The 26,545-nt window shown below is 30.6% G+C and carries 19 protein-coding genes and 1 pseudogene; 13 read left to right on the top strand and 7 right to left on the bottom strand.

Annotated features, from left to right (window positions below; translation table 11 throughout):
• Positions 1-241, top strand: a pseudogene (gene recX / locus ABF633_RS17115) (recombination regulator RecX); the annotation flags it as partial.
• Positions 242-302: 61 nt separating this feature from the next.
• Positions 303-1,484 (top strand): transglutaminase-like domain-containing protein, encoded by a 1,182-nt coding sequence (locus tag ABF633_RS17110; protein ID WP_415525250.1) that lies wholly within the window; start codon positions 303-305, stop codon positions 1,482-1,484.
• 175 nt (positions 1,485-1,659) lie between these two features.
• Here the strand turns inward: ABF633_RS17110 and ABF633_RS17105 are convergent, their stop codons facing one another.
• A complete protein-coding gene (locus tag ABF633_RS17105; protein WP_415525248.1) occupies positions 1,660-2,019 on the bottom strand; it encodes a tetratricopeptide repeat protein in 360 nt (119 codons plus the stop codon).
• Positions 2,020-2,556: 537 nt separating this feature from the next.
• On the opposite strand from ABF633_RS17105, the gene ABF633_RS17100 reads away from it, so the two are divergent.
• Positions 2,557-6,858, top strand: coding sequence for an acyl-CoA dehydratase activase-related protein (locus ABF633_RS17100; protein WP_415525246.1), 4,302 nt, complete (start codon positions 2,557-2,559; stop codon positions 6,856-6,858).
• An 89-nt stretch (positions 6,859-6,947) separates the two neighbouring features.
• On the opposite strand, the gene ABF633_RS17095 is transcribed toward ABF633_RS17100, so the two are convergent.
• A complete protein-coding gene (locus tag ABF633_RS17095) occupies positions 6,948-7,496 on the bottom strand; it encodes a serine/threonine protein kinase (RefSeq protein ID WP_415525244.1) in 549 nt (182 codons plus the stop codon).
• 854 nt (positions 7,497-8,350) lie between these two features.
• Between ABF633_RS17095 and ABF633_RS17090 the strand changes: the two genes are divergently transcribed.
• From ABF633_RS17090 to ABF633_RS17075, 4 genes are all read left to right on the top strand, one after another.
• Complete coding sequence (locus ABF633_RS17090; protein WP_415525242.1) at positions 8,351-11,002, top strand: valine--tRNA ligase; 2,652 nt, start codon at positions 8,351-8,353, stop codon at positions 11,000-11,002.
• Positions 11,003-11,532: 530 nt separating this feature from the next.
• On the top strand, positions 11,533-12,846 hold the full coding sequence (locus tag ABF633_RS17085; RefSeq protein ID WP_415525240.1) for a bifunctional folylpolyglutamate synthase/dihydrofolate synthase: 1,314 nt from the start codon (positions 11,533-11,535) through the stop codon (positions 12,844-12,846).
• 248 nt (positions 12,847-13,094) lie between these two features.
• On the top strand, positions 13,095-14,030 hold the full coding sequence (locus tag ABF633_RS17080) for a hypothetical protein (RefSeq protein ID WP_415525238.1): 936 nt from the start codon (positions 13,095-13,097) through the stop codon (positions 14,028-14,030).
• A gap of 104 nt (positions 14,031-14,134) precedes the next feature.
• Positions 14,135-15,274: an SLC13 family permease gene (locus ABF633_RS17075; RefSeq protein ID WP_415525236.1), complete on the top strand. Its 1,140-nt coding sequence runs from the start codon at positions 14,135-14,137 to the stop codon at positions 15,272-15,274.
• A 245-nt stretch (positions 15,275-15,519) separates the two neighbouring features.
• On the opposite strand, the gene argJ is transcribed toward ABF633_RS17075, so the two are convergent.
• Complete coding sequence (gene argJ, locus ABF633_RS17070; RefSeq protein WP_415525234.1) at positions 15,520-16,743, bottom strand: bifunctional glutamate N-acetyltransferase/amino-acid acetyltransferase ArgJ; 1,224 nt, start codon at positions 16,741-16,743, stop codon at positions 15,520-15,522.
• A gap of 202 nt (positions 16,744-16,945) precedes the next feature.
• Positions 16,946-17,983, bottom strand: coding sequence for an N-acetyl-gamma-glutamyl-phosphate reductase (gene argC, locus ABF633_RS17065; RefSeq protein WP_415525232.1), 1,038 nt, complete (start codon positions 17,981-17,983; stop codon positions 16,946-16,948).
• A gap of 154 nt (positions 17,984-18,137) precedes the next feature.
• Here argC and argB point away from each other — a divergent pair, with 154 nt between their 5' ends.
• Both argB and ABF633_RS17055 read left to right on the top strand, forming a co-directional pair.
• A complete protein-coding gene (argB, locus tag ABF633_RS17060; RefSeq protein WP_415525230.1) occupies positions 18,138-19,031 on the top strand; it encodes an acetylglutamate kinase in 894 nt (297 codons plus the stop codon).
• Positions 19,013-20,179 (top strand): aspartate aminotransferase family protein, encoded by a 1,167-nt coding sequence (locus ABF633_RS17055; RefSeq protein WP_415525228.1) that lies wholly within the window; start codon positions 19,013-19,015, stop codon positions 20,177-20,179. The genes argB and ABF633_RS17055 overlap by 19 nt, the downstream gene beginning before the upstream one ends.
• Positions 20,180-20,217: 38 nt before the next feature.
• Here the strand turns inward: ABF633_RS17055 and ABF633_RS17050 are convergent, their stop codons facing one another.
• Entirely contained in the window at positions 20,218-20,469 is a 252-nt protein-coding gene (locus tag ABF633_RS17050) for a TIGR03905 family TSCPD domain-containing protein (protein WP_015616222.1), read from the bottom strand.
• Positions 20,470-20,707: 238 nt separating this feature from the next.
• Here ABF633_RS17050 and ABF633_RS17045 point away from each other — a divergent pair, with 238 nt between their 5' ends.
• Complete coding sequence (locus ABF633_RS17045) at positions 20,708-21,592, top strand: YncE family protein (RefSeq protein WP_415525226.1); 885 nt, start codon at positions 20,708-20,710, stop codon at positions 21,590-21,592.
• On the opposite strand, the gene ABF633_RS17040 is transcribed toward ABF633_RS17045, so the two are convergent.
• The gene (locus ABF633_RS17040; protein ID WP_415525224.1) at positions 21,589-22,116 is read right to left on the bottom strand and encodes a DUF4364 family protein; all 528 of its coding nucleotides are present in this window, start codon (positions 22,114-22,116) and stop codon (positions 21,589-21,591) included. The two genes, ABF633_RS17045 and ABF633_RS17040, sit on opposite strands and share 4 nt — an antisense overlap.
• Before the next feature lie 154 nt (positions 22,117-22,270).
• Between ABF633_RS17040 and pdaB the strand changes: the two genes are divergently transcribed.
• Both pdaB and ABF633_RS17030 read left to right on the top strand, forming a co-directional pair.
• The gene (gene pdaB, locus ABF633_RS17035; protein ID WP_415525222.1) at positions 22,271-23,041 is read left to right on the top strand and encodes a polysaccharide deacetylase family sporulation protein PdaB; all 771 of its coding nucleotides are present in this window, start codon (positions 22,271-22,273) and stop codon (positions 23,039-23,041) included.
• Positions 23,042-23,295: 254 nt separating this feature from the next.
• Positions 23,296-24,000, top strand: coding sequence for a single-stranded DNA-binding protein (locus ABF633_RS17030; protein WP_415525220.1), 705 nt, complete (start codon positions 23,296-23,298; stop codon positions 23,998-24,000).
• A 114-nt stretch (positions 24,001-24,114) separates the two neighbouring features.
• Here ABF633_RS17030 and dapD read toward each other — a convergent pair whose 3' ends face one another.
• A complete protein-coding gene (dapD, locus tag ABF633_RS17025) occupies positions 24,115-24,825 on the bottom strand; it encodes a 2,3,4,5-tetrahydropyridine-2,6-dicarboxylate N-acetyltransferase (protein ID WP_415525218.1) in 711 nt (236 codons plus the stop codon).
• A gap of 202 nt (positions 24,826-25,027) precedes the next feature.
• Here dapD and ABF633_RS17020 point away from each other — a divergent pair, with 202 nt between their 5' ends.
• Positions 25,028-26,206 carry a pyridoxal phosphate-dependent aminotransferase gene (locus ABF633_RS17020; protein WP_415525216.1) on the top strand — a complete coding sequence of 393 codons (1,179 nt, stop codon included), beginning with the start codon at positions 25,028-25,030 and terminating at the stop codon, positions 26,204-26,206.
• Positions 26,207-26,545: the final 339 nt, after the last annotated feature.

Raw genomic sequence — 26,545 nt, 5'->3', positions numbered from 1 at the left:
AAAAAATATAATGGAGTATATAATTGAAAAAGATAATTATAGACAAAGTATAAAAAAAACGGCTGAAAAAAATTATGAGGAACTTCATAATATTGCAGAAAAGAGATACAATATAATACTAAAGCATGAGAGTGACTCTATGAAAATTTATGGTAAGCTTTGGAGATTTCTAATGACTAAGGGGTATAGTAGTGATGATGTAAAACAAGAACTAAAAAAATTAATAAATGTAGATAAATAGAATCAAGACATCTAAAAATAACATATAGGAGTAGTTTCAAATACAATTTAGAGGTGATTTTGTGAAGGTTAATCCCGTAACTTTAATTATAATAATTAGTTTTTGTTATCCAATATTAAAGGGACTTTTATTAGGGTTTTCATCTTATAGTGCAAAGAGGGATATGGAAAATATTATTGGAAGTATATCTTTTATACTTGCTGTATATATAGGAATCAAGTATGTAAGAAATATTTTTATAGGAAATGAAAATGGTGTTGTAAATAAAATGATAAGTTATCTTCCAGATAATATAGCTTACTATTTTCAAAGTAAGCCTATGATAATATATTTAATTGTTATTCCCATAGCAATCTATGTAATTTATAAAATTATAAATGTAATATTGATGTTTATAAATAATATTACTATATATCATTTAATAGATGGAATTGAAAGTTTGGTTAGAAATAAAAGCTATGTGTTTAGAAGGATAATGGGAGCTTTAGTACAAATACCAAGGGCAATATGCTATCTTTTAGTTGTATTATTAGCGTTAAATTTTGCATCAATGTTTAGTGTGAATAGTCAGTTTAACAAATATTTAAGTAGTTCAAATACTTATAAATACTTATGTCAGCAATTTGTTATACCAGCTACTAATTCTAGTGTTGCTAAAAAGTTACCGAAGATAATTGATGATTCTGTAAGCATTGTAGTTAAACAAAATAATTTAGAAAATCTTCCTAACGGTAAAATAAGCGATACTTCTCCAGGAAGAACTATTGTATATTACAATGGTGTTACTTTGGATGAAGGTATAAAATCAAATCAGCAAATAAATAATTTTGCAAGAAATTTAGTGGATGCTGAAGGAAATACCACAAGTAAAGCAAAAAAATTATATGATTGGGAAGGGCAAAATATAGCCTATGACTATAATAAAGCCAATTTAGTTCTAAATAATAATTTTGATATACAATCTGGTGCCATACCAACCTTTGAATCCAGAAAGGGAATTTGTTTTGATTATGCAACTTTATATGTAGCTATGGCTAGAGCTAATAATATAAAGGTAAGACTTGTAACGGGTGAAGGCTTTAATGGGGTAAGCTGGGTAAGTCACGCTTGGAATATGGTTTATATTCCTGAAACAGATAAATGGATTAATGTGGATACCACTTTTTCAAAGGGAGGAAACTATTTTAACAGCAGAATCTTTGATTTAGATCATAGAAATGCTAAGATCATTGGAGAATGGTAAGAAAGGGCGAATTAACTACAAAGATTGCTTAAATTAATAGATGGTGATTTTGCTCATTGACAAGTGAAATCTTTCGTTTTTTGTGGCTGTAAAATTCCATGCTTTTCGGGATTTTACACCACAAAAGCTTTCACTGGTTAGTGAACAGAAACTTTCAAGTTAGTTCGCAACTTTCTTATATTATATCTTTTCTATAAGAATTGGTGATCATATTTATTGCTTTTTCACAATCTACATCCTGGTTGTCTAAAGACCAAGCTGTGTTAAAGTAGATTAAAGCCTTTCTTTTATTTTTAAGCATAGCGTGGCAATAACCTAAATTAAAGAAATATCGACTATCTTGCTTTAAAATTAAAGCTTTTTTTAATAAGGGAATTGCTTTTTCATAGGATTTAAGTTTTATTAGGCAAACAGCCCAATTATAAAAAGAAGCTGCTTCATTTTGCTTAACTTCTATGGATTTTTGATATAGATTTAATGCACTTATGTAATCTTTTCTATTGTAAAAACTGTTTGCTTCTTTAAAGTAGTTCATGTTAACTCCTCCTCATCCAATCTGTTAAATTTAATTAAAATATCTATTTAATTTATATCCGTAATATAAAAAAATTATTCATTAAATATTTATTTGATATGAATCTCATATCAAATTTAACAATAATTTTCATATAAATTATTTTAAATATATACTACAAATAAGTGAGCAGTAATAATTTATTATAAATGGAGAATAAATATTTATTGCTTTGCATGAAACTTAAATTTAATATGTGGTTTTTAGAATCAATTAGTTAGATTTTTATATGAAAATTTGATATACTATAAATAAAATTACAATATATTGTATTGGATATTAAATAAAAATCAATATATTGTGGATATTAAGTTACTATATGGATCAACTGTTATAAATTATGGTGATTAAAAACTAGTCTATATTGAAGAGTTTATGCTATAATAATCATTAGTCTTAGCAATTAACTATTGAAATAGAGTGTTTGCATTTTCATCTTAGTTGTTAAGTCAGCCCTATAGTGGGACAATATTATAATTATGAAATGGGAAGGTAATTATGAGAGAAATATTGCATTTAGGTTTAGATGTAGGTTCTACTACAGTTAAATTGGTTGTTTTAAATGATAATAATAAAATAGTTTACAGCAAATATGAAAGACATTTTTCAGATATTAAGAATACTATAGTAAAACTTTTAGATGAAGCCTATGAAATATATAAGGAAAATGAAATTACAATTATGGTAACGGGTTCTGGTGGATTATCTGTTTCAAAATGGCTGGATATACCCTTTATACAGGAGGTAATTTCATGTACAAATACTATAGAAAAATTAATTCCTGAAACAGATGTGGCTATTGAGCTTGGTGGAGAAGATGCTAAGATAACATATTTTCTGGGAAATATAGATCAAAGAATGAATGGAACCTGTGCAGGGGGTACTGGTGCATTTATTGATCAAATGGCTACGCTTTTGAAAACTGATGCAAAAGGCTTAAATGAACTGGCATCAAAGCATAGAAATATATATCCTATAGCAGCACGATGTGGAGTATTTGCAAAAACTGATGTGCAACCCTTATTAAATGAGGGGGCAGCAAAAGAGGATATTGCAGCATCCATATTTCAGGCAGTGGTAAATCAGACTATAAGTGGGCTGGCTTGTGGAAAGCCTATTAAGGGAAATGTAGCCTTTTTAGGAGGACCATTATATTTTCTTTCAGAACTTAGAAAGAGATTTATTGAAACCTTAAAGCTTAGAGAGGATGAAATAATATTTCCTGAAAATTCTCAGCTGTTTGTGGCATTGGGAGCAGCTTTGGCTTCGGAAAAGGAAGAAACTTTAAAATTTGAAAGCCTAAAAGGAAGATTAGCTGTTTTAAAGGACGATTCAGTAAATGAAATTGAGAGACTTAGACCTCTATTTTTAGATAATGAAGAACTTAGCAAATTCAAAAAAAGACATGAGGGTCATAATATAAAGAGAAGAGAACTGAGTAGTTATAGGGGCAAATGTTTTTTAGGAATTGATGCCGGATCTACTACTACTAAAGCAGCTTTACTTTCAGAAAATGGTGAACTCTTATACTCCTTTTATGGAAGTAATGAGGGAAGTCCACTGAAGCTTACTACACAAATACTAAAAGATATATATTCAAAGATACCTGATGGGGCTAAGATTGTTAATTCTGCAGTTACAGGTTACGGTGAGGGGCTTATAAAAGCAGCTTTAAAAGTTGATATTGGTGAAGTTGAGACGGTTGCACATTATAAGGCATCAGAATTCTTTTTACCAGGAGTAGATTTTATACTTGACATAGGTGGTCAGGATATGAAATGTCTAAGGGTAAAGGACGGAGTAATAAACAGTATATTACTAAATGAAGCCTGCTCTTCAGGTTGTGGTTCATTTATTGAGACTTTTGCAAAATCTCTTAATATGGATGTTAAAGATTTTGCTGCTTCTGCTCTTATGGCTAAAAATCCTGTAGATCTTGGATCTAGATGTACAGTATTTATGAACTCTAGAGTCAAACAATCCCAGAAGGAAGGGGCAAAGGTAGGAGATATTTCAGCAGGACTTTCTTACTCAGTAATAAAAAATGCTCTTTTAAAGGTTATTAAAGTAAGAAATCCTAAGGAACTTGGAGAAAAGATAATAGTACAAGGTGGTACCTTCTATAATGATGCAGTGCTTAGAAGTTTTGAACTCATATCTGGGAGAGAAGCAGTTAGACCGGATATTGCAGGGCTTATGGGGGCCTTTGGCTGTGCTATTATTGCAAAGGAAAAATATGAAGAAGATTATTCTACTACATTACTTAATTTAGAGGAAATTGATAATTTCAGTGCAGAGGTTGATATGAGAAGGTGCGGCCTTTGTGGAAACAACTGTATGCTTACTGTAAATAAATTTTCAGATGGAAGGCAATATATAACTGGAAATAGGTGCGAAAGAGGAGCAGGTCATGCTCAAAAGAGAAATGATATACCTAATTTATATGATTACAAATATAGGAGAACCTTTAATTACAAAGCTTTAAGTAAAGAAGAGGCAAAAAGAGGAATAGTTGGAATACCTAGAGTTTTAAATATGTATGAAAATTATCCGTTTTGGCATACGTTCTTTACAAATTTAGGCTTTAGAGTAGAGTTATCACCTAGATCTTCTAAGGATATTTATGAAATGGGCATAGATACTATACCATCAGAATCAGTTTGCTATCCTGCTAAGCTTACTCATGGACATGTAGCAAGTCTTATTAATAAGGGAATTAAATTTATATTCTATCCTTGTCTTCCTTATGAGCAGAAAGAGCAGGAAGGGGCGGATAATCATTATAACTGTCCAATAGTAACCTCTTATGCAGAGGTGCTTAAAAACAACATTGATGTGCTTAGAAGCGGAGATATATTATTTAAAAATCCATTTTTGCCTTTTGATAATATCAAGAGACTTAAAGAAAGACTTTATGAAGAATTGATAGAATTTAATATATCAAAAAGAGAAATAAATAAAGCAGTAGAAGAGGCCAATGATGAAATTTTAAAATATAAAGAAGACATAAGAAATAAAGGCAATGAAGTAATGCAATATCTTAAGGACACGGGAAGAAAAGGTGTAATTTTAGGGGGAAGACCTTATCATATAGATCCAGAAATCAATCATGGTATACCTGATCTTATAACCAGTTATGGTATGGCAGTGCTTACAGAAGATGCAGTGGCACATCTTGGAAAAGTGGAGAGACCTCTTAGAGTAGTTGATCAATGGGTTTATCATTCAAGGCTTTATGCCGCTGCTAGCTTTGTGGCAGAACAAAATAATTTGGAGCTTATACAGCTTAATTCCTTTGGCTGCGGCCTTGATGCAGTAACTACTGATCAAGTTGAGGAGATATTAGATAATTATAAAAAGGTATATACTTCCATAAAGATTGACGAGGGAAATAATTTAGGGGCAGTTAGAATAAGAATTCGTTCTCTAAGAGCGGCTATGGAAGAAAGAGAAAAGAGTGGGATAAAATCAGAGCGTATTGCTGATATGAAGAAAAAGATTTTATTTACAGAGGAAATGAAGGATACACATACAATACTTTGTCCACAGATGTCTCCAATGCATTTTCAATTTTTAGAAACAGCTATGAATGCTTCAGGTTACAAATTGGTTATGCTGTCTAATGATGATAAAAATGCGGTGGAGGAAGGCTTAAAATATGTCAATAATGATGCATGTTATCCATCAATAATTGTAGTTGGACAAATAATATCGGCTTTAAAGTCCGGCAAGTATGATTTAAAGAGAACTTCTGCTTTGATTTCACAAACTGGCGGGGGCTGCAGAGCCACAAACTATATTGGATTTATCAGAAAAGCACTTAAGGACGCAGGCTATACTGATATGCCAGTTATTGCTGTAAGTGCCCAGGGGCTTGAATCAAATCCGGGATTTAAGTATTCTATGTCTATGTTAAATAAGTGTGCAATAGCTCTTGTATATGGTGATTTACTTATGAGAGTTTTATATAGAGTTAGACCTTATGAAAAAATAAAGGGTTCTGCGAATGAACTTTATAATAGATGGGTAAAAAAGTGTAAAGAATCTACTATGTCTGGAAACCATAAAGTATTTAAAAATAACGTGAGGAATATAGTTAAAGATTTTGACAACTTAGCAATAGAAGATGTTAAAAAACCTAAAATAGGACTTGTGGGAGAAATATTGGTAAAATTCCTTCCGGCAGCAAATAACAATATAATTGATATTGTTGAAAGTGAAGGTGGAGAGGCTGTAATGCCGGATTTAATAGACTTTTTACTGTATTGTGCCTATGATGAAAGCTATAAGCAGAGATATTTATCCGGTACCAGAAAAGCTAAACTAATCAGTAATGTAGTAATAAGTGCTATTGAGTTCTACAGAAAGGATATGAAAAAAGCTTTAAGAAATAGCAAGAGATTTGAACCTCCTAAGGCAATAAGTGAACTTGCAGCAGGAGTTAATGGCATAGTGTCCATTGGTAATCAAACTGGAGAGGGTTGGTTCTTAACTGCGGAAATGGTAGAGCTTATAGAAAGTGGTACAGAGAATATTGTATGCATGCAGCCTTTTGCCTGCCTTCCTAATCATGTAACAGGAAAGGGAATGATAAAGGAGCTTAAGAGAAGGTATACCTATGCAAATATAGCAGCTATTGATTATGACCCTGGTGCCAGCGAAGTTAATCAGCTGAATAGAATAAAATTAATGCTGTCTACAGCTTTTAAGAATATGGAAAAGAAAGCTGAATTCGATAAAATGACAGAAATAGTGGAAATAAAAAAGCATAATTCTGAAGGAGCACCTATTAAGGCTTAAAATATTAATATAGTTAAGCTTGAAAAGAGAGAGTTGAAAGAAAAAATAATTTCTTTCAACTCTCAAATTTTAATTGATAAAATAATATTTTACTTTGTCCATTTACTGTATAAATTAATATTATAGTTTTTTAGTTCAAGAAGAAATAAGTCTAGGACATTTAGTGTTTTTAGTGTTTTTAATATTTTATATAAAGTATCTTCTTTTAACTGATTGCTGGATATGTCTATCAGTATGAGTTCATTATCTTTTTTTATAAAAATGTCCTCAAATTTTATGTCTAGGGTTAAAACCTTGTTAATATCCAATTTTTCTAAAAACTGTATTAACTTTAAAGCAGCTCTATGGTCAAATTTATTTTCATTTATATATTTTATCATACTAATTCCTTCAATATATTCTCTTATGATGTAGTGACCACAGAAGTTATATATTTTAGGAAAGAAATTGCTAACGGCAGTGGTTTTTAATAATTCATATTGTCTTTTACAGTCTAAAGGATCTTTGTAAATTTTTACTACTCTACTATCTTTCATAAGATATACTGAAGAATTATAACTTCCTCCAATATATTTGCACTCATCTAATTTTATAATTACTGATTTATTATCTTTTTGTAAATTTCTTTTTTTTCTCATGCTGACACCTCTTTTAGATTACGCCCATGTTATATTCGTAGTTTTCATAAAGTTTAGTAACGTTGCCTGATTGAAGAAGTACACAATAAAATTTTTCAGTAATATACTATGTCTATAGTAGTATATTAAATATATATAAAAGTGTTAAAAATATAAATGACCGTTTATAATTAGTTATTTTTTTGTGTGTTTGCTGTATTTTAATTCATAATAGTGTGAAAGAAGGAATTAAATTACTTATTCATTAAAGTTATTAGAAAAATTTCTTGACATATTAAAAGTTTTATTTATAATATTAAGTAATAATATATTTATACGTTGATGAAGAGGAGTAAAAGATAAAAGGCATTTAGAGAAGAAAATTCATAGGCTGAAAGATTTTCTGTGCTTTTTACTTTGAAGGTAGCTTCGGAGTTTCTTTGCTGAAGTATAAGGCATCTGAAAATAAATAAGAAGTCAAAGATGCGACGAATATTTTGAATCCAACAAGGAAACAGGTTCTGATGATAGTTGGACTATCAGAGGGTTCTGTTGACGCAGTAGGATTTAAAATAGGCTAGCATACTGACTTAGTTATTTTTTGAAGATGCATTAGTAGGTAAAGACGGTAATCTTAACCGATATTCTATTAAGAGCCTATATATTGTCTGGGGACTATGATTATTAATGTCAATGGATAATGAATTACAAAATTCGGTGAAAGCATTAAGAATTTTGTCTGTAGGAAAAAAGGTGGTAACGCGCGCAGTCGTCCTTTGGGATGTCTGTGCTTTTTTATTTTATATAACAATTAAATAATCACTGAAGATGTAATTCTATTGAATTATAATATAAATTGATAAGGAGACTAAAAAATGGATAATTCTAAAAATATAGCAACAACTTATGATCCAAAAGAGTTCGAAGATAGATTATATAAGTGGTGGGAAGAAGAGGGATTTTTCACGCCAAAGGTTGATAAAAGTAAAAAGCCTTATACAATAATAATGCCACCACCTAACATTACAGGGCAGCTTCATCTCGGGCATGCTCTAGATAATGCACTTCAGGACTTCTTAATAAGGACCAGAAGAATGCAGGGCTATTGTACCCTATGGCTTCCAGGGCAAGATCATGCCAGTATAGCTACTGAAGTAAAAGTTGAAAAGGAACTTTTAAAAGAGGGTCTGAAAAAAAAGGAGATGGGCAGAGAAGCCTTCCTTGAAAGAGTTTGGCAGTGGACAGATACTTATAGAGCCAGAATACGAGGACAACTGAAAAAGATGGGAGTATCCGCTGATTTTACAAGAGAGAGCTTTACTATGGATGAAAAATTAAGTAAGGCAGTAAGAGAAGTATTCGTAAAATTATATAATGAAGAACTAATATATCAAGGAAACAGAATCACAAATTGGTGTCCTAAATGCCAAACTGCTCTTTCTGATGCTGAGATAGAGTATGTTGAACAAAATGGTCATTTTTGGCATATAAAATATCCTGTAATTGGCAGTAATGAGTCTTTGGAAATAGCTACTACAAGGCCAGAAACGCTACTTGGTGATACTGCTGTAGCTGTAAATCCAAAGGACGAAAGATATGCTCATCTTGTAGGAAAAGCTCTTATGCTTCCATTAGTAAATAGAGAAATTCCGATAGTTGCAGATGAATATGTAGATATGGAATTTGGAACGGGAGCAGTTAAAATTACTCCAGCCCACGATCCAAATGATTATCAGGTTGGAAAGAGGCATAATTTACCTGAAATAATTATTTTGAACAATGACGGAACTATTGTAACTGGATATGGAAGATATTCTGGTTTAGACAGATATGATGCTAGAAAAGAAATAGTAAAGGATTTAGAAGAGCAAGGTTTCCTTGTAAAGATAAAAGAACACACTCACAATGTAAGTACTCACGACAGATGTGGTAATACTATTGAGCCTATGATTTCTAAACAGTGGTATGTTAAGATGGAATCCTTGGCTAAACCAGCTATTGAAGTTGTTAAAAATGGTAAAACTAAATTTGTGCCTGAACGTTTTGATAAGACTTATTTTAACTGGATGGAAAATATTCAAGATTGGTGTATATCAAGACAGCTTTGGTGGGGACACAGAATTCCTGTCTGGTATTGTCAGGAGTGTGGCGAAGTAATTGTAGCCTCACAGGATCCAGGTAAATGCACAAAATGTGGGAGTACTAATTTAAAGCAAGATGAAGATGTACTTGATACTTGGTTCAGTTCAGCATTATGGCCTTTTTCTACACTAGGATGGCCAGAAGATACTGAAGATCTTAAATATTTTTATCCAACTAATACTTTAGTAACAGGTTACGATATAATATTCTTCTGGGTTGCTAGAATGATTTTCTCAGGTATTCATAACATGGGAGAAACTCCCTTTGAACATGTATTAATTCATGGACTGGTAAGAGATGCAGAGGGAAGAAAGATGTCTAAGTCCTTAGGTAATGGAGTTGATCCACTGGAAGTAATAGATACCTTTGGGGCAGATGCACTAAGATTTACTCTAATAACAGGTAATGCACCTGGAAATGATTTAAGATATAAAACAGAAAAAGTAGAGGCTGCAAGAAATTTTGCAAACAAAATATGGAATGCATCTAGATTTGTTCTTATGAATTTAGATGAGGGTATTATGAAAAAATATGAGAACTGTGAAGAATACAGCCTTGGAGATAAATGGATATTATCAAGAGCAAATACTGTAGCTAAAGAAGTTACAGAGAATATAGAAAAATTTGAGCTTGGAATTGCATCACAAAAAGTATATGACTTCATGTGGACTGAATTCTGTGATTGGTATATTGAAATTGTAAAACCTGTTATGTATGGGGAAGATGAAAAGGCAAAGGGAGTGGTTTTCAATGTACTTAATAAAGTATTAACTATTGGACTGCAGCTTCTTCATCCTGTAATGCCTTATATAACTGAAGAAATATATCAACATTTAGATGGAGAATATAAATCTATATCTATATCCAAATGGCCTGAATACAGTGAAAAACTTTATGATGCAAAGGCAGAAACAGATATGAGTTATATAATAGAAGCTATAAAAGCCCTTAGAAATGTAAGAGCAGAGATGAATGTACCACCTTCAAGAAAGGCAAAGCTCTTTGTTTTGGCCAATGTAGAAAGCAAAAATGCTTTTGAGGCAGGAGAGATATATTTTGAAAAATTGGCTTCTGCAAGCAGCATTGAGTTTATTTCTAATAAGGATACAGTAGATAGTAATGCAGTTTCGGTTATAACAAAAGGTGGAGAAATATTTATTCCTTTGCTTGACCTTATTGATTTAGATAAAGAATTGGAAAGATTAAACAAGGAAAGTACAAGATTGAAAAAAGAAATAGAAAGAGTAGAAAAGAAACTTTCAAATAAGGGCTTTGTTTCTAAAGCTCCTGCTGCTGTAATAGAAGAGGAGAGAGCTAAAGGAAACAAGTACAATGAAATGTTAAAAGCTGTACTGGAAAGACTTGATAGCTTAAAAAGTAATTAGTCTGAAATTTAAACTAATAAGGCATATGAAAATAAATAGTAAGTCAAAGATGCGACGAATATTTTGAATGATACAAGGAAACAGGTTCCGAAGATAGTGAGCTATCTGAGGGTTCTGTTGACGCAGTAGGATTCAAAATAGGCTAGTATACTGACTAATTATTTATTTGAATGTGCCTAAGGATTAATTGGTAAAATAGCAATAGTATTAGGCAAAAGAGATATAATTTAGAATTCAGTACTTCTATGTTATATCTCTTTTACTTTAAAATGTGTTATTGAATTAAGCTGCATATTTACCAATGAATCTTACTTAGTGAGAGTCTGTACTCTCACTAAGTTTAGGTGAATTATACGAGTATGTGCAGATGTTATCAGCTAAACTTTGCAGTGTTAAATGTATATAGTATAGACCGCATATAATATTATTTAAACAGCTGACACTATACATTGACGCTGGTGTGCAATATTGTTAAACTATAATGAGATAAGTATAATACTTTGCTTAAAGATGAAGGAGCTTAAGTTGAAATGGACTATAAAGAAACTATGGATTACATAAAGAATACAGCTAAATTTGGAAGTAATTATGGATTGTCTAGAACTAAGAAAATACTTGAACTTTTAGGAAATCCAGAAGAAAAATTAAAATGTATTCATATTGCAGGTACTAATGGGAAAGGTTCTACTACAGCTATGGTATCTAAAATTCTTATAGAAGCTGGATATAAAGTAGGCATGTATACATCCCCTTTTATAGAGGAATTTGAAGAAAGAATACGTATAGACGAAAAGAATATACCTAAAAAAGAACTTTGTGAAGTGGTAACAGAGCTCTCTACGGCTGTGAATGAAGTGATAAAATTAGGATATGAGCATCCTACAGAATTTGAAATAATAACTTGTGCAGCTTTTTTGTATTTTTGCAAAAAACAAGTAGATTATGCAGTTATAGAAGTAGGACTTGGAGGGAGACTGGATTCTACTAATGTTATTACACCTTTAGTCAGTATTATAACCTCTATAAGCTATGATCACATGAATATATTAGGTAATACATTAACTGAAATAGCTCATGAAAAAGCAGGGATTATTAAAAATAATGTACCGGTTATTCTATATCCTCAAGAGGCTGAGTGTGAAGTTGTAATAAAAGAAACTTGTGTAAAAAATAATTCCAAGCTTATTAGTGTCTCAAGAGAGTCTGCAGAATTTATAAATACATTTAAATCACAGGAAGAATCAAAATATTATCAGCAAATTAGAGTTAAAACTTCAAAGGATATTTATAATATAAAATTATCACTTTTAGGAAAGTATCAGCTCTTAAATTGCAGTACAGCTATTTATTGCATAGAGGAGCTTAGAGAAAAAGGTGTTAATGTATCAAAAGAATGCATTCAAAGAGCCTTAAGGAGTGTTATTTGGAAGGGAAGACTGGAAGTTTTATCAGATTCTCCATTGGTAGTATTAGATGGTGCACATAATATAGACGGAATAAAGAATTTAAGTGAAAGTGTTGATAAATATTTTACATATAATAATATTGTTCTTATATTAGGAATACTAGCCGATAAGCAAGTAGAAGCTATGGTGAAAATTATTGCACCTAAGGCTAAACGTATCATAGCAGTAACTCCACATAGTGATAGGGCCGAAATATCTAAAGATTTAGCTAAGATTGTAAAAAGATTTAATTCTAATTGTGAAAGTTTTGAGGACTACAAAAAAGCTTTTACTAAAGCTAAAGGATATTGTAAAAATGGCGATTTACTTTTGATTTCTGGTTCATTGTATATGATAGGTGACATGAGAAAAATAATTAAGGCATGTGAAAATAAATAGTAAGTCAAAGATGCGACGAATATTTTGAATCCAACAAGGAAGCAGGTTCCGAAGGTAGCTTTGGCTATCTGAGGGTTCTGCTGACGCAGTAGGATTCAAAATAGGCTAGCATACTGACTAGTTATTTATTTGAATATGCCTAATAATGCCAGAGAATTTGTATAGTGATAAATAAAGTTCTTAGTATGGTATTTATTATAATTGAAATAGGATAAATATTTAATATTTATGAACGGGAGATGAAACTTATGAGAGAAGTAGGTATAATTAAGTGGTTTGGTGGATTTAACCCTAGAATTCATAAATTAAATGATTTTGGATATATACTTAGAGATAATCAGCCAGATCTATATGTAAATAGAAATCATCTGCATTGTAAAGCTAAATTACTTACTCCTGGTACAGTTGTGTCCTTTGAAATTGGAGTTAATTATAAAAATAATATGGAACAAGCTCTCAAAGTAAAATTACTAAAAAATGAAAAGGAAAAGATTCTTGTTAAAACATGTGTCTTCAGCAGTAGAAAAGAATATTATATGCCACTTATAGTAAATTTTTTTAAGGCAGCTGATGATTCAGATATAGAGGTGCTATTTCCTAAAATTTTAAATTTGGATAAGGAAGAAAAGAGAAGAATTTTAGATTCCATGGATATGGAATTTAAGGAGAGAGATAACGTATTTAAATTTCTAGATATAGAGGAGAAAATAAATATATTATTTTGTTTAGAAGAAAATAAACTACTTAAAAAATGGGGCAGCTTGGATCTTAAAGTTAAGATTTTTTTCATATATAGGCTTTGCAGTGAAAATAAGGCTATAGGTCTAATTGAAAGATTAAAGGAAAAAGATTTATTTATAAGAGCTATGTTAATAATTGCCTGGGTAAAATGCAATAAAGATAAAAAGTATGCAGCATATAAAAAAGCTTGTGAGTTAATATATAAATATAGTGCTGATACCGGGTATGAGGATAGTAATTATGAGAATTTGAAGATTATCCTTCCTAAAAAAAGTGATGATTTTAAAGTGGATATAAGTAAGTCCTGGCAAAATTGGAGTATTCTTGAGTTTATTCAATATTGTAATGGTACAAGCATCTTAGAGGATATAGATAAGGGCAATAGGGCAGTGATAATTCTAGTTTCCACTATAAATAATTTTATGAAGAGATTCAATATTTAAATAACAATATTTAAATAACAATATTTTATAGGATAAATATTTTTTATGAGAAATACTATAGAATTATATGAAAAGACTTATTGATATATGGAGAGATAAATTAAATGAGAAGTTCAATTTTAAATATTAATGCTAAATATATGATTATAAACAGATTAAAAAAAGAAAAAGTGTTTATCATAGCATTTATACTAGCGATTTTTACTTCCTTTTTTATGAAACCACAAATATTTTATATAAACTTCAAAGTTATTATATTGCTTTTTAACTTGATGATAATAATCGCTGCTTTTGAAAATTTAAAGGTTATGGATAAATTAGCTTTAATAATTTTAACAAGGTGCAGAGATACAAGAAGAGTATCGTTGGTATTTATTTTAGTTACTTTTATTTCATCAATGTTGGTGACTAACGATGTGGCACTGCTTACTTTTGTACCATTATCAATAGTTACATTTAAAAGGGCAAAAGTAAATTTTATGAAGACAGTAATCCTTCAAACTTTGGCAGCCAATATAGGCAGTAGCCTTACCCCTATGGGTAATCCACAAAATTTGTTTTTATTTACTCATTATAACTTAAAGGGAAGTCAGTTCTTTGCGGTGATTTTACCCTTTGTGTTAATTGGGCTGTTATGGCTTTTATTGTTAAATAAAAGAGTTACAAAGGAAGAAATCAAAATTTCTTTAGCGGTTGTTAATATAAAAGATAAAAAAAGAGTATTTACATATTTTATGCTGTTCTTATTTGTAGTATTTTCAGTGTTCGGTTTTGTTGATTACAGATATACTTTTTTAGCAACTGTTCTGTGTATAAGTTTAATGGACAAGTTTCTAATAAAAAAGGTAGACTATTTTTTATTAGGTACCTTTGTTTGTTTTTTTATATTTATTGGAAATATTTCTAATGTTAATTTTATACAAATGCATTTAAAGGAATTTTTACAAAAGCCTACTGCTCCTTATTTTTCATCTATAGTACTAAGTCAAGTGGTGAGTAATGTGCCATGCTCTATATTGATAGCTAATTTTACTGAGAACTGGAAGGAGGTGCTTCTGGGAGTTAACATTGGGGGTATGGGGACTATTATAGCTTCTCTGGCAAGTTTGATTTCATATAAAATATACATAAATAAAAGTGGAGAAAAGGACAAAAAATACTTAATTAAATTTAACCTATACAATTTTTTTAGTTTAGTTGTATTTACTTTTTTGAGTTACGTTTATATATTATTAATTTTCTAGATTAGTATCATTTGAACGTTCGGTCTGATAGTAGATATTTATCCTTTTTTAGAGGTAATTTACTTACGCAAAGATTATTAAATTGATAGGGATAATAATTTAAAACTCATACTAAGTATGTATTATGGAAAGATTTCTTAGATTAAGTGAGAGAATTGAATCAAATTTAATCTAAGAAGTCTTTTTAGGTTATATTACTATTATCATTATAAAATCTAATTAAATTATTTAATTAGATTTTATTCCTAGCTTCTGTAAGAACCGTTTATTTTAACGTAATCATAAGTTAAATCACAGCCCCAAGCAGTGGCATTATAGTTACCATCATTTAAATCTATGGTAACAGTTATTTTTTCCTGCTCCAATATTTCCTTTGCTATGGCTTCATCAAATTCTATATTACCACCTTTTTGGCATATTTGAATCTTGCCTACACTATTGCTAAAGAATATGTTAATTTCATTTACATCAAGTTCTGCACCACTGTAGCCTAAGGCACAGATGATTCTTCCCCAGTTAGCATCAGCTCCAAAAAAAGCAGCTTTTACAAGGCTTGAAGTTATAACAGCCTTTGCACAGATTTTGGCATCCTTTAAAGAACGTGCATTATAGACATTAGTTTCAATTAATTTTGTAGCACCTTCGCCATCGCCAGCAATCATCTTTGCAATTTCCACATTTACGAAATGAAGGGCTTTTTTAAAAATTTTATAATTCTCATCTTCAGTATCAATAAGAGTATTTTCACAGGCTCCATTAGCAAGTACTACCACCATATCATTAGTGCTGGTGTCTCCATCTACAGATACCATATTATAAGAGTCTTCAACACTTTCCTTTAAAGCTTTATTTAGCATTGTTTTTGAGATATTGGTATCTGTCCCTAAAAAACTTAGCATAGTTCCCATATTGGGATGTATCATACCAGAACCTTTCGCCATAGCACTAATTTTAGCAGTCTTAGATCCAAGATTAAATTCTACGGTAATTATCTTTTCTTTTGTATCCGTAGTCATAATGGCTTTAGCAGCATCTTCACCACCTTCATAGGATAGAGCTTCACAGGCCATTCCAATTCCAGAAGTTATTGTATCCATAGGCATGGGAACTCCGATTACACCAGTTGAAGCTACAATGACTTCTTCGGGAGATAATCCTAGAGCCTTTGAAGTTGTTGCAGCCATAGAAAGAGCATTGGAGTAACCATCTTCACCAGTACAGGCATTGGCATTTCCACTGTTAACTACAATAGCTTGAGTGTTTTCATTTTCTATGAATTTCATATTTAAAAGTATTGGCGCTGCTTTTACTTTATTTTTAGTAAAGGTCGCTGCAGCCACAGCTTTTTTTTCACTATATATGACGCATAGATCTTTTTTTACTTTTTTTAATCCACAATGGATACCGGATGCTTTAAAATAAGGTACATCAGTTATAGTTTTATTTTCTAATATTTTTATTGAATCCATATAACAGCCTTCTTTCTATAATAGTAAGGCAAACTCAAAGAAATAAGTAACTTTTTACAATAGTTATTTATTTGAATGTGCCTTAATGCCCATTAACAAATTGATAAATCTTTATTTTAAAATACTTTTATTATGTATATTCATACTATAAAAAATAGCTTTTGAATATAAGTTTGTATGGTTATCTAATTAAGATGAATTATTAAGGGAAAATTGGTGTATTTTCCAACGCAGTATTTTCTTTCAAGCCAAACATAAGATTCATGTTTTGAACTGCCTGACCAGCAGCACCTTTCACTAGGTTATCTATAGCTGAAACAACTATAACTCTATTTGTTCGTGTGTCTACTCTTAAGCTTATATCGCAGAAATTGGAACCTTTAACCCATCTTGTTTCAGGTAGCTCTTCAATTACTCTTACAAAGTATTCATCCTTATAAAAATCTCTATATAAATCCATAAGCTTTTCAGAATTTGTTTCCTTTGTTAGTTTTCCATAACATACAGAAAGAATACCCCTGCTCATTGGAATTAAATGAGGAGTAAAGGTTAATTTTACTTCTTGTGAGGATAGTTCTGAAAGATTCTGCTCTATTTCAGGGGTATGTCTATGGGTAGTTACACCATAAGCTTTTATAGAATCATTGCACTCTACAAATAGGTTAGCTACGGAAGCTTTTCTTCCTGCACCAGAAACTCCTGATTTTGCATCTATAATGATACTGGTGGTATCTATAATATTATTCTTTACAAGGGGAGCAAGAGCTAATGTGCTGGCCGTAGGATAACACCCGGGATTAGCAATAAGTTCAGCTTCCTTTATTTTTGATCTATTTAATTCAGGTAAACCATATACAGCTTTCTCTAAAAGGGAAGCATAATTATGCTCAAGATTATACCATTCCTTATAAAGTTCTGCAGTTTTAAGTCTGAAATCTGATCCTATATCTACAAATTTAACTCCACTTTCCATAGCTGCTTTTCCAAATTCTAAAGCTTTTCCAGAGGGCAGCGCGGTGAATAATATGTCTATGTCTTTGATTCTTTTAAAAGCTTCTTCGTCACTTACACATTTTTCATCTACAAATCTTTTTAAATTACCATATAAATTGCTAAAAGGTTCATCTACATAACTGTGAGAACATAAAAAATCAATTTCTACCTGTGGATGTCTATATAGTAATCCGGTAAGCTCTTCTCCTGAATAGCCTGTAGATCCAATTATTCCTGCTTTTATCATATTATCACTCCAATTTATATTGACTTTTAAACTGATTATACATAATATATATATGTTATTCAATAAAAAAACATAATTTTTATTGAAAATATTGAATAATTATATTTAAGTGTGTATAATTATACATGTAAAAAAATAAGGTAGGTGCTTTAATATGAAAAATGAAGAAGGAGCAGTTTCTTTAGAGCCTTTGCCTGCACTAAGCAGTTTAAAGGGAAAAACATTTGTAATAAAATATGGCGGAAGTATAATGAAAAATGAAGAAGCCCAAAATGCATTTTTAAACGATGTAGCCACTATGAGACAGTATGGAGTGAATATAGTTATTGTTCATGGAGGGGGCCCTCTTATATCCAAATGGCTTAATAAAACTGGTATTGAAAGTAAATTTGTCAATGGTCTTAGAGTCACTGACGAAAATGTAATGGAAATAGTTCAGATGGTATTGTGTGGAATGGTAAATAAGGACATATCACTTAACTTAAGTTTAAGAGGATTAAATGCCATAGGAGTAAGTGGAATAGATAGTAAGCTTATAGAGGCACAAAAAAAGTATATATATGATAATGGAGAAAAAATTGATATAGGCTTTGTAGGAGAAGTTACTAATATAAATGAAACTATGCTTATAAGCTTAATAAAGTCAGGCCAGGTACCTGTTGTTTCTCCTGTAGGATATGATAAAGATGGTAATAAATATAATATAAATGCAGATTATGCAGCTTCCTTTATAAGTTCAGCAATTAAGGCTGATAAGCTTATTATATTGACAGATGTAGAAGGTGTATATGAGGATATAAATAATAAGAATAGTCTTATAGAATATTTAACATTAGATAGAATACATGATTATATAAGAGATGGGATAATAAGCGGAGGTATGATACCTAAAATGGAGTGTTGTATGGAAGCTATAAAAAATGGTACCCATAATGTACATTTAATTGATGGAAGAAAAGAGCACTGCCTTATTAATAATATATTTAATAACTGTGGTACAATAATAGAAGAAAAAGGTGGGGATAATCAATGTCAAAAGGCAATATAATGAATACTTATGGAAGATTTGATGTAATTTTCGAGAAGGGTAAGGGAGCAAGACTTTTTGATGACAAAGGCAAGGAGTACATAGACTTTGTTTCTGGTGTAGCAGTTAATTGTCTTGGTCATGCCAATGATAAAATTGTAAACACAATAAAAAATCAGGCTGAAAAGCTTATGCATATCTCTAACTATTATTGGAATCAAAATGCAATGGATTTAGCTGAAAAATTATGTGAAAATACTGATCATCAGAAGGTCTTTTTCTGTAATAGCGGAACGGAATCCATTGAAACTGCATTAAAGCTTTCAAGAAAGTACGGGAGAATGTTTGGAACAGATGAGAAGAGTGAAATAATATACATGGATAATTCTTTTCATGGACGTACTATGGGATCATTGTCAGTAACTGGTCAGCCTAAATATCAGAAACAATTTAAGCCTTTAATAGGAAATGTTAAAAGTGTACAATTTAATGATATGGAAGAGATTAAGAGTGCAATCAATGATAATACCTGTGCAGTTATAGTAGAACCAATACAGGGTGAAGGCGGAATAATATGTGTCCATAAAGAATACTTGCAGCTCCTTAGAGATTTATGTGACAAGCACAATGCCTTATTAGTATTTGATGAAGTACAATGTGGTATTGGAAGAAGTGGAAAGCTTTTTGCATATCAAAAATTTGGAGTGGTACCTGATGTGATATGTATGGCAAAAGCTCTTGGTGGTGGTTTCCCAATTGGTGCAGTACTCGCTAAGGAAAAGGCAGCTTCTGCTTTTGTACCTGGTGATCATGGCAACACCTTTGGCGGAAACCCAATGGGCACAGCTATAGGTCTTTGCATTTTAAATGAGCTTATTGATGGTAAAGTTATAGATTCTGTAGATGAAAAGGGAGAATATATAAAATCTAAATTGGTGAAGCTTCAGGAAAAATATAATTGTATAAAGGAAATAAGAGGAATGGGTCTTCTTATAGGTATGCAATTGAGTATAGATATTAAGAGTGTTATCAATAAATGTTTTGAAAAAGGACTTTTGCTTATTACAGCAGGAGCTGATGTAGTAAGAATATTACCTCCTTTAAATGTGGAAAAGAAGGATATTGATGATGCTTTTGAAATATTAGAAGAAGTTTTTAAAGAAATATAGGTATGTGAAAAAATCCTCACTTTATGGTGAGGATTTTTTTAATTATTGCTTTTAATGTAAGTTTCAAGGGCTTTAGATAGCTGATCTGGACAGGATGTACCTCTTCCACCACAATCTATGCCCTTTAGTTTATTTATAGCGTCACTTATATCAAGTCCCTCCACTAATCTTGAAAGTCCCTGAAGATTTCCATCACATCCTCCTATGAATAGAAGCTCAGTTATCTTATTGTCTTTTACTTCAAATTTTATTTCTCTTGAACAGACACCCTTAGTTTTATATGTGTACATTAAATTTCCCACCTTTCTAAATAGTACAAGTTAAATATATTAGAGTTGAATTTGTAATATTTACACTCAGGTGGTGTAAATTTCCCCAATTTCAGTTTGCCATCTTCTACTATTGATAGATTTCTTTAAATATTTTAACTCTTTTATAATATATACTAAAAAATTAAATACTGTCAATAACTCAATGGCACAATAGATAGGTTTTACATATTATAAAATGTAGGGAGGGGGAGGTATTTTGAAGAACTTGTTTATTTGTAACGGATATTCAGATAGTATTTCCATAGTTGATACCGATATATTCGGGAAAGCTGGAGAAATTTCTTTGAAGCAAAATCATACTGACAGAATTGGGCCACATGGCATATGTGTATACAATGACAAATTATTAGTGGCAAATAATTACAGTAATTCACTGTCGCTAATAAATATAGAAAAAAAGAAGGTTGAAAAAGATTTTTTTGTAGGCATGAATTGTAACGATGTTAAGGTCATTAAGCATAATGCTTTTGTTGTTTGTGGTGATATAAATAATATTGTAAACTACAGTCTGGATAAAAATGAAATTGAAGAAGAAATTCCCTGTGGAAACATGCCTCATAGTATTGATATACATGAAATTTTAAAAGGTATTGTTATATCCAATATGAATAGCGATAGCATAACATTTTTTCAATATGAAAATAAGGATAATATAAGCAATGTTAGGGTTGGACAATATCCAACAAAGGCACTTTTTAGTGAAGATGGAAAGATGATTTTTGTTTGTGAAAGCAATATAGGTGCTGATGGGTGCGGAAATATAAGTATATTTTCTTCAAAGGATCTAAGAATACTGCATAGGATACCAGTAGGTAATTCACCAGTGGATATGTTCATAGAAAAAAAAATGTGTTTTGTATCAAATTTTGGAGATGGCACTATTAGTATTATAGATCTAAAAAATTTCATTGAAATAAGCAGAATAGAGGTAGGTGGAATGCCTAGAGGAATTATAAAAGATAGAGAAAATATTTATATTGGTGATAACTATAATAATTTATTGCTGTGCATAAATTTTAATGATTATAGGAAAAGGACAATATGTATAGGAAAAGAGCCAACGGGAATGCTGCTCTTTTAATCATCTATTAATGCTTTTATTATTTTTGTATACAGCTCAGAAGAATTATTTTTCCACTTTGAGCAAAGATCCCTTGCCTGTTTATTTGATACTACATTTAGTTTTAGGTCTATAAGAGTAATGTCATTTTCTGTAGCCTTTAAATTTACTGTGAAACTATCATTATTAGCTAAAGTGTAATTGGCAGTTAAACTTATTTCTTTTCTTATATTAGTTATATTAGATTTGATGTAAGTATCAATAAGTGTCTTTTTAGTCTCTGACACTCTATTGGAAAACATATTAAGTACCTTATCGCCTTTTGAAGTTACTGTTAATCTGTGTTTTCCATCTATATCACTATAACTTATAAAATTAGCAGATATAAGTTCAGAAATATATTCTTGCAAGGTAAAATAATTTATAAAATTATTTTTTAATACTATTTCTGTTAATTGATTTTTAGAAATAGGAAGTTTAATTTGTTTTAAAATATATATTAAAAGAAGTTTGCTTTCAGCTAAGTCCAGGGTATCGTCAAACATCTTCTTTCCTCCTTAATATGTAATTAAAATATATTATAACATAAAAATACAGAAATAAATCTACAAAAAGTTTTATATTTTAGTTATTAACATTCATAAAATAGCTTGTACAGAATATAGATTAACAAGAATATAAAATTTGGGGGTTAAAGTTATGCACATAATTATAGTTAGAAAAAATTTTTTAAAAAAACTTACGATTGGTATTATTGTAATATTCACTTTAGCGGTTATTGCATTTTTATTGCTAAATCATGGAGATAAAACTGCTATCTTATCTGGAAATAAAAATCTTCCTATATACTCTGTGGAGACACAAAGTAAAAATGTAGCTATAACCTTTGATACTAGCTGGGGATATGATAATACTACAAAAATTTTAGATGTGCTTGATAAGGAAAATGTAAAGGCAACTTTCTTTGTTATTGGAAGATGGGCAGATGAATTTCCAGATATGACTAAGGAAATAGCTAAAAGAGGACATGAAATAGGAAACCATTCGGATAAACACTCTGATTTCACAAGAATATCTAAAGATCAAATTATTAATGAAGTGGCAGCAGCAGACGCTAAGATTTTAGCACTTACGGGGACAAGACCTACTCTTTTTAGATTCCCGGAAGGAACCTATAATGACAGCAGTGTTTCTTTGGTAGAACAAACAGATCACAAATGTATACAATGGAATGTGGATAGTATTGATTGGAAAGATGAGGGATCGGATATAGAATATAATAGAGTAATGAAGAAAATTAGTTCAGGATCAATTATACTGTTTCATAATTCGGGAAAGTACACACCGCAAACTTTAGCGCGTGTAATTGATAAGCTTAAAAGTGAAGGATATAGTTTTGTAAAGGTTTCGGACTTAATTTATAAGGAAAATTATACTGTAGATAATGAAGGAAAGCAAATAAGAAAATAACCTATTGAAATATGAATCAAAAATGTATTATAATGGAAATAAATATTGAAAATATATGAATATTTCAGGTGAATTAATAATAGAATTGTTCTATATAGAGAGATATTAGGCGTTCCTGCTTGCTATTTCTTTTCATATATTATTAGAAGGAGGATTTATAATGCAATTATAAATTTAATTTTAGTTATATTTTGTTCATATTATGAATATTCATAATGTAAGTATATAGAAAACTAAGGGAGAGAGGGATATAAATGGACAATTTAATGTTGAACAATAAGCTCTATCTAGAAGGAAAGATTTCTTCAAAACTTGAATTCAGTCATGAGATGTACGGTGAAGGATTCTATACTTTTAATATGGATGTTCAAAGACTCAGTGATACAAAGGATACACTGTATGTTACCATATCAGAAAGACTTATAACAGGAATGGATTTAGAGGAGGGTCAAGATGTAATCGTAGAAGGTCAACTTAGATCCTATAATAAATTTGTAGAAGGCTCTAACAGGCTTATACTTACCGTATTTGCCAGAAATATTGAGGTATGTACAGAAAAAAGTAAAAATCCAAATCAAATTTACCTTGATGGTTATATATGCAAAAAACCTGTTTATAGAACCACACCTTTTGGGAGGGAAATAGCAGATATGCTTCTAGCAGTAAACAGAGCTTACAATAAGTCTGACTACATACCTACCATTGCCTGGGGAAGGAATTCGAGGTTTTGTGAGTCTTTAAAAGTAGGAGATAATATTAGAATTTGGGGAAGACTTCAGAGTAGGGAATATCAGAAAAAGTTATCAGAAAATGAAGTGATAAAGAAAATAGCTTATGAGGTATCCATATCTAAAATGGAAAAAGTAAATAAGGATGCTGAAAATGATGTGGTAAATGTAGATGAAAATTTTAACGAAGAGGATTATCACATGGGTAATATTAATAAAAACGCAATTTAAGGTTTGATGTAAAAATGATAGGAAAGTAGTATACGAAATATATTTTTTATTCTATAAAATTAAAAAAGATCCCATACTTGTTTTGGTATGGGATCTTTTTTAATGGTATGTAGATTATTTTCTCAAATCATCCATTATTTTAGTCTTATCCTTAGTTTGATCGTCTACGCTTTTTATTATTTGAGCAGGGGTTCCGGCTACAACTACATTGGCAGGGACATCATCAACTACTACAGAGCCAGCAGCAACTACAGCACCATTACCTATTTTTACTCCTTCAAGAATAACTGCATTGGCTCCAATCAATACGTCATCACCAATTTCACAAGGTGACTTACTTGGTGGTTCAAGTACACCAGCAACTACAGCTCCAGCACCAAGATGAACTCTTTTACCAATTTTACCTCTTGCACCTACAACCGCATTCATATCAATCATCGTGCTTTCACCTATTTCAGCGCCAATATTTATAACTGCCCCCATCATTACAACTGCATTTTTAGCAATGCTCACTTTGTCTCTTATAATAGCACCAGGTTCTATTCTTGCATCAACCCCAGTTATGTCCATAAGAGGTATAGCTGAATTTCTTCTGTCTTGTTCTAATCTGAATTTTTTAATTTTATCCTTGTTGCTCACTATAAATTCTGATACAGTGGAACTTTCACCAAAGATAACATAGAAATTTTGTGTGCCATATATTTCTACGTTTTCCTGAGTAGCACCGGATAAATCACCATCAACATAAACCTTCACTGGTGTTGATTTCTTGGCTTCTTTTATGTATCGTGCAATTTCATACGGATCTGTTAAATCATAGTTCATTTAAATTCCTCCTAAAAAGTAATTTATATAGTAGTAAATTTCTACATAAATGTATTACTATACATTAGATTATTATAATAAATAATAATAATAAATTAAAGTGTATTTTAAAATAAAACGTAAGATTTGTTGTTATTATTACATTATATTGTATAATTATTAATAATGATATATTAGGCGTCTTTAATTTGCTATTTTTTAGATGCTGTATTGGAATGGAGTGAGACTTTTGGTTAAAAGTAAAATTTCGGATAATGTTAACAGTATAGAACTTTCTGGTATAAGAAAATTTTATAATAAGGTTGTGAAAGTAGAGGGAGCAATATCATTGACTCTTGGTCAGCCTGACTTTCCTGTGCCAGATGCAATAAAGGAAGCTATGATAAAAGCAATAAATGAAAATAAAACGGTATATACTTCTAATACAGGCATAGTGGAACTAAGACAAGAGGTAAGTAATTTTTTAAATAATCAAGGTATAAGTTATGATAAGGATGAAATTTGTATTACAGTGGGTGGAAGCGAAGGACTTATGGATGTATTTGCTGCATTTATAAATACTGGGGATAAAGTGCTTATTCCTACCCCTGCTTATCCAGCCTATGAAAGCTGCGTTAAACTATTAGGTGGAGAAATTATTAATTATGAATTAAATAAAGAAGATTTTTCTATAAATTTTGAAAATTTGAAAAATCTTATACAGGAGAAAAAACCAAAGCTTCTTGTACTTTCATATCCATCTAATCCTACAGGAGCAGTTTTAAGTAAAGAAGCAAGAGATAGACTCTATGAAATAGTTAAAGCAGAAGATATAATAGTTATTACAGATGAAATGTATAGTTGCCTTTCTTTTGAAGAGAATTACTATTCTATTGCTCAGTTTAAAGATATAAAAAATAAGGTTATAGTAGTGAATGGATTTTCAAAGATGTTTTCCATGACAGGACTTAGAATAGGATATGTTTGTGCGGCTGAGAATTACATGGATTCTATAATTAAGGTTCATCAATATAATGTTTCCTGTGCTCCATCTATAGCGCAGTATGGTGTACTTCAGGGACTTAGAAATTCTATGAAAGACGTTGAAAACATGAAAACTCAGTTTGCCTTAAGAAGAGATTATGTATATAAGAGATTAATTGACCTTGGTTTTCAGGTAGAATTACCCAAAGGTGCATTTTACATATTTCCTTCAATTAAAAAATTTGCTTCCAATAGTGAAGAATTTTGCGATAAACTTCTGCAGCGGGCAAAGGTAGCAGTAGTACCTGGTTCAGCTTTTGGAAATGGTGGCGAAGGATATATAAGAATTTCTTATGCCTATAGTCAAAAACAGCTTGAAGAGGCTTTTGACAGGATTGAAAAAATATTGAATAAATAAATTAAAGGATAATAATTATTCTGTAAGAATTACTATGTTAAAAAATACTTTTATTGTATAATCTTAAATGTATTTTATAATATAGTAATTTTTTTATTTGAATAAATATACATATAATATATATTATGTGCATTATAATGCAGTATTTGAATTCATGTATTTCATATTTAGTGTAACAGAGTAATCATATACATTTACTACGAATGATATTTTCTTTAAAATATGACAAAAATCGTAATTGTAAGTTTATATATTGAATTTTAAGAGTATTGTAAATGTAAATGTTTGATTTTAATAATTTATCAAAAAAAATAAGTTTTATTTTAAATATTATAATTA

The sequence above is a fragment of the Clostridium sp. genome (assembly GCF_047718555.1).
Lineage (GTDB): Bacteria > Bacillota > Clostridia > Clostridiales > Clostridiaceae > Clostridium_I.
The sequence above is the reverse complement of the archived record's forward strand: the minus strand, read 5'-3'. Positions and strand labels throughout refer to the sequence as shown.

Bases quoted from the DNA above. Each gene is read 5' to 3' on its own strand.
- ABF633_RS17090 (WP_415525242.1), top strand. From the start codon at position 8,351: ATGGATAATTCTAAAAATATAGCAACAACTTATGATCCAAAAGAGTTC.
- argB (WP_415525230.1), top strand. From the start codon at position 18,138: ATGAAAAATGAAGAAGGAGCAGTTTCTTTAGAGCCTTTGCCTGCACTA.
- ABF633_RS17075 (WP_415525236.1), top strand. From the start codon at position 14,135: ATGAGAAGTTCAATTTTAAATATTAATGCTAAATATATGATTATAAAC.
- ABF633_RS17095 (WP_415525244.1), bottom strand. From the start codon at position 7,496: ATGAGAAAAAAAAGAAATTTACAAAAAGATAATAAATCAGTAATTATA.
- ABF633_RS17020 (WP_415525216.1), top strand. From the start codon at position 25,028: ATGCTGTATTGGAATGGAGTGAGACTTTTGGTTAAAAGTAAAATTTCG.
- dapD (WP_415525218.1), bottom strand. From the start codon at position 24,825: ATGAACTATGATTTAACAGATCCGTATGAAATTGCACGATACATAAAA.
- ABF633_RS17050 (WP_015616222.1), bottom strand. From the start codon at position 20,469: ATGTACACATATAAAACTAAGGGTGTCTGTTCAAGAGAAATAAAATTT.
- ABF633_RS17030 (WP_415525220.1), top strand. From the start codon at position 23,296: ATGGACAATTTAATGTTGAACAATAAGCTCTATCTAGAAGGAAAGATT.
- ABF633_RS17105 (WP_415525248.1), bottom strand. From the start codon at position 2,019: ATGAACTACTTTAAAGAAGCAAACAGTTTTTACAATAGAAAAGATTAC.
- ABF633_RS17040 (WP_415525224.1), bottom strand. From the start codon at position 22,116: ATGTTTGACGATACCCTGGACTTAGCTGAAAGCAAACTTCTTTTAATA.
- ABF633_RS17100 (WP_415525246.1), top strand. From the start codon at position 2,557: ATGAGAGAAATATTGCATTTAGGTTTAGATGTAGGTTCTACTACAGTT.
- pdaB (WP_415525222.1), top strand. From the start codon at position 22,271: ATGCACATAATTATAGTTAGAAAAAATTTTTTAAAAAAACTTACGATT.
- argJ (WP_415525234.1), bottom strand. From the start codon at position 16,743: ATGGATTCAATAAAAATATTAGAAAATAAAACTATAACTGATGTACCT.
- ABF633_RS17080 (WP_415525238.1), top strand. From the start codon at position 13,095: ATGAGAGAAGTAGGTATAATTAAGTGGTTTGGTGGATTTAACCCTAGA.
- ABF633_RS17085 (WP_415525240.1), top strand. From the start codon at position 11,533: ATGGACTATAAAGAAACTATGGATTACATAAAGAATACAGCTAAATTT.
- argC (WP_415525232.1), bottom strand. From the start codon at position 17,983: ATGATAAAAGCAGGAATAATTGGATCTACAGGCTATTCAGGAGAAGAG.
- ABF633_RS17055 (WP_415525228.1), top strand. From the start codon at position 19,013: ATGTCAAAAGGCAATATAATGAATACTTATGGAAGATTTGATGTAATT.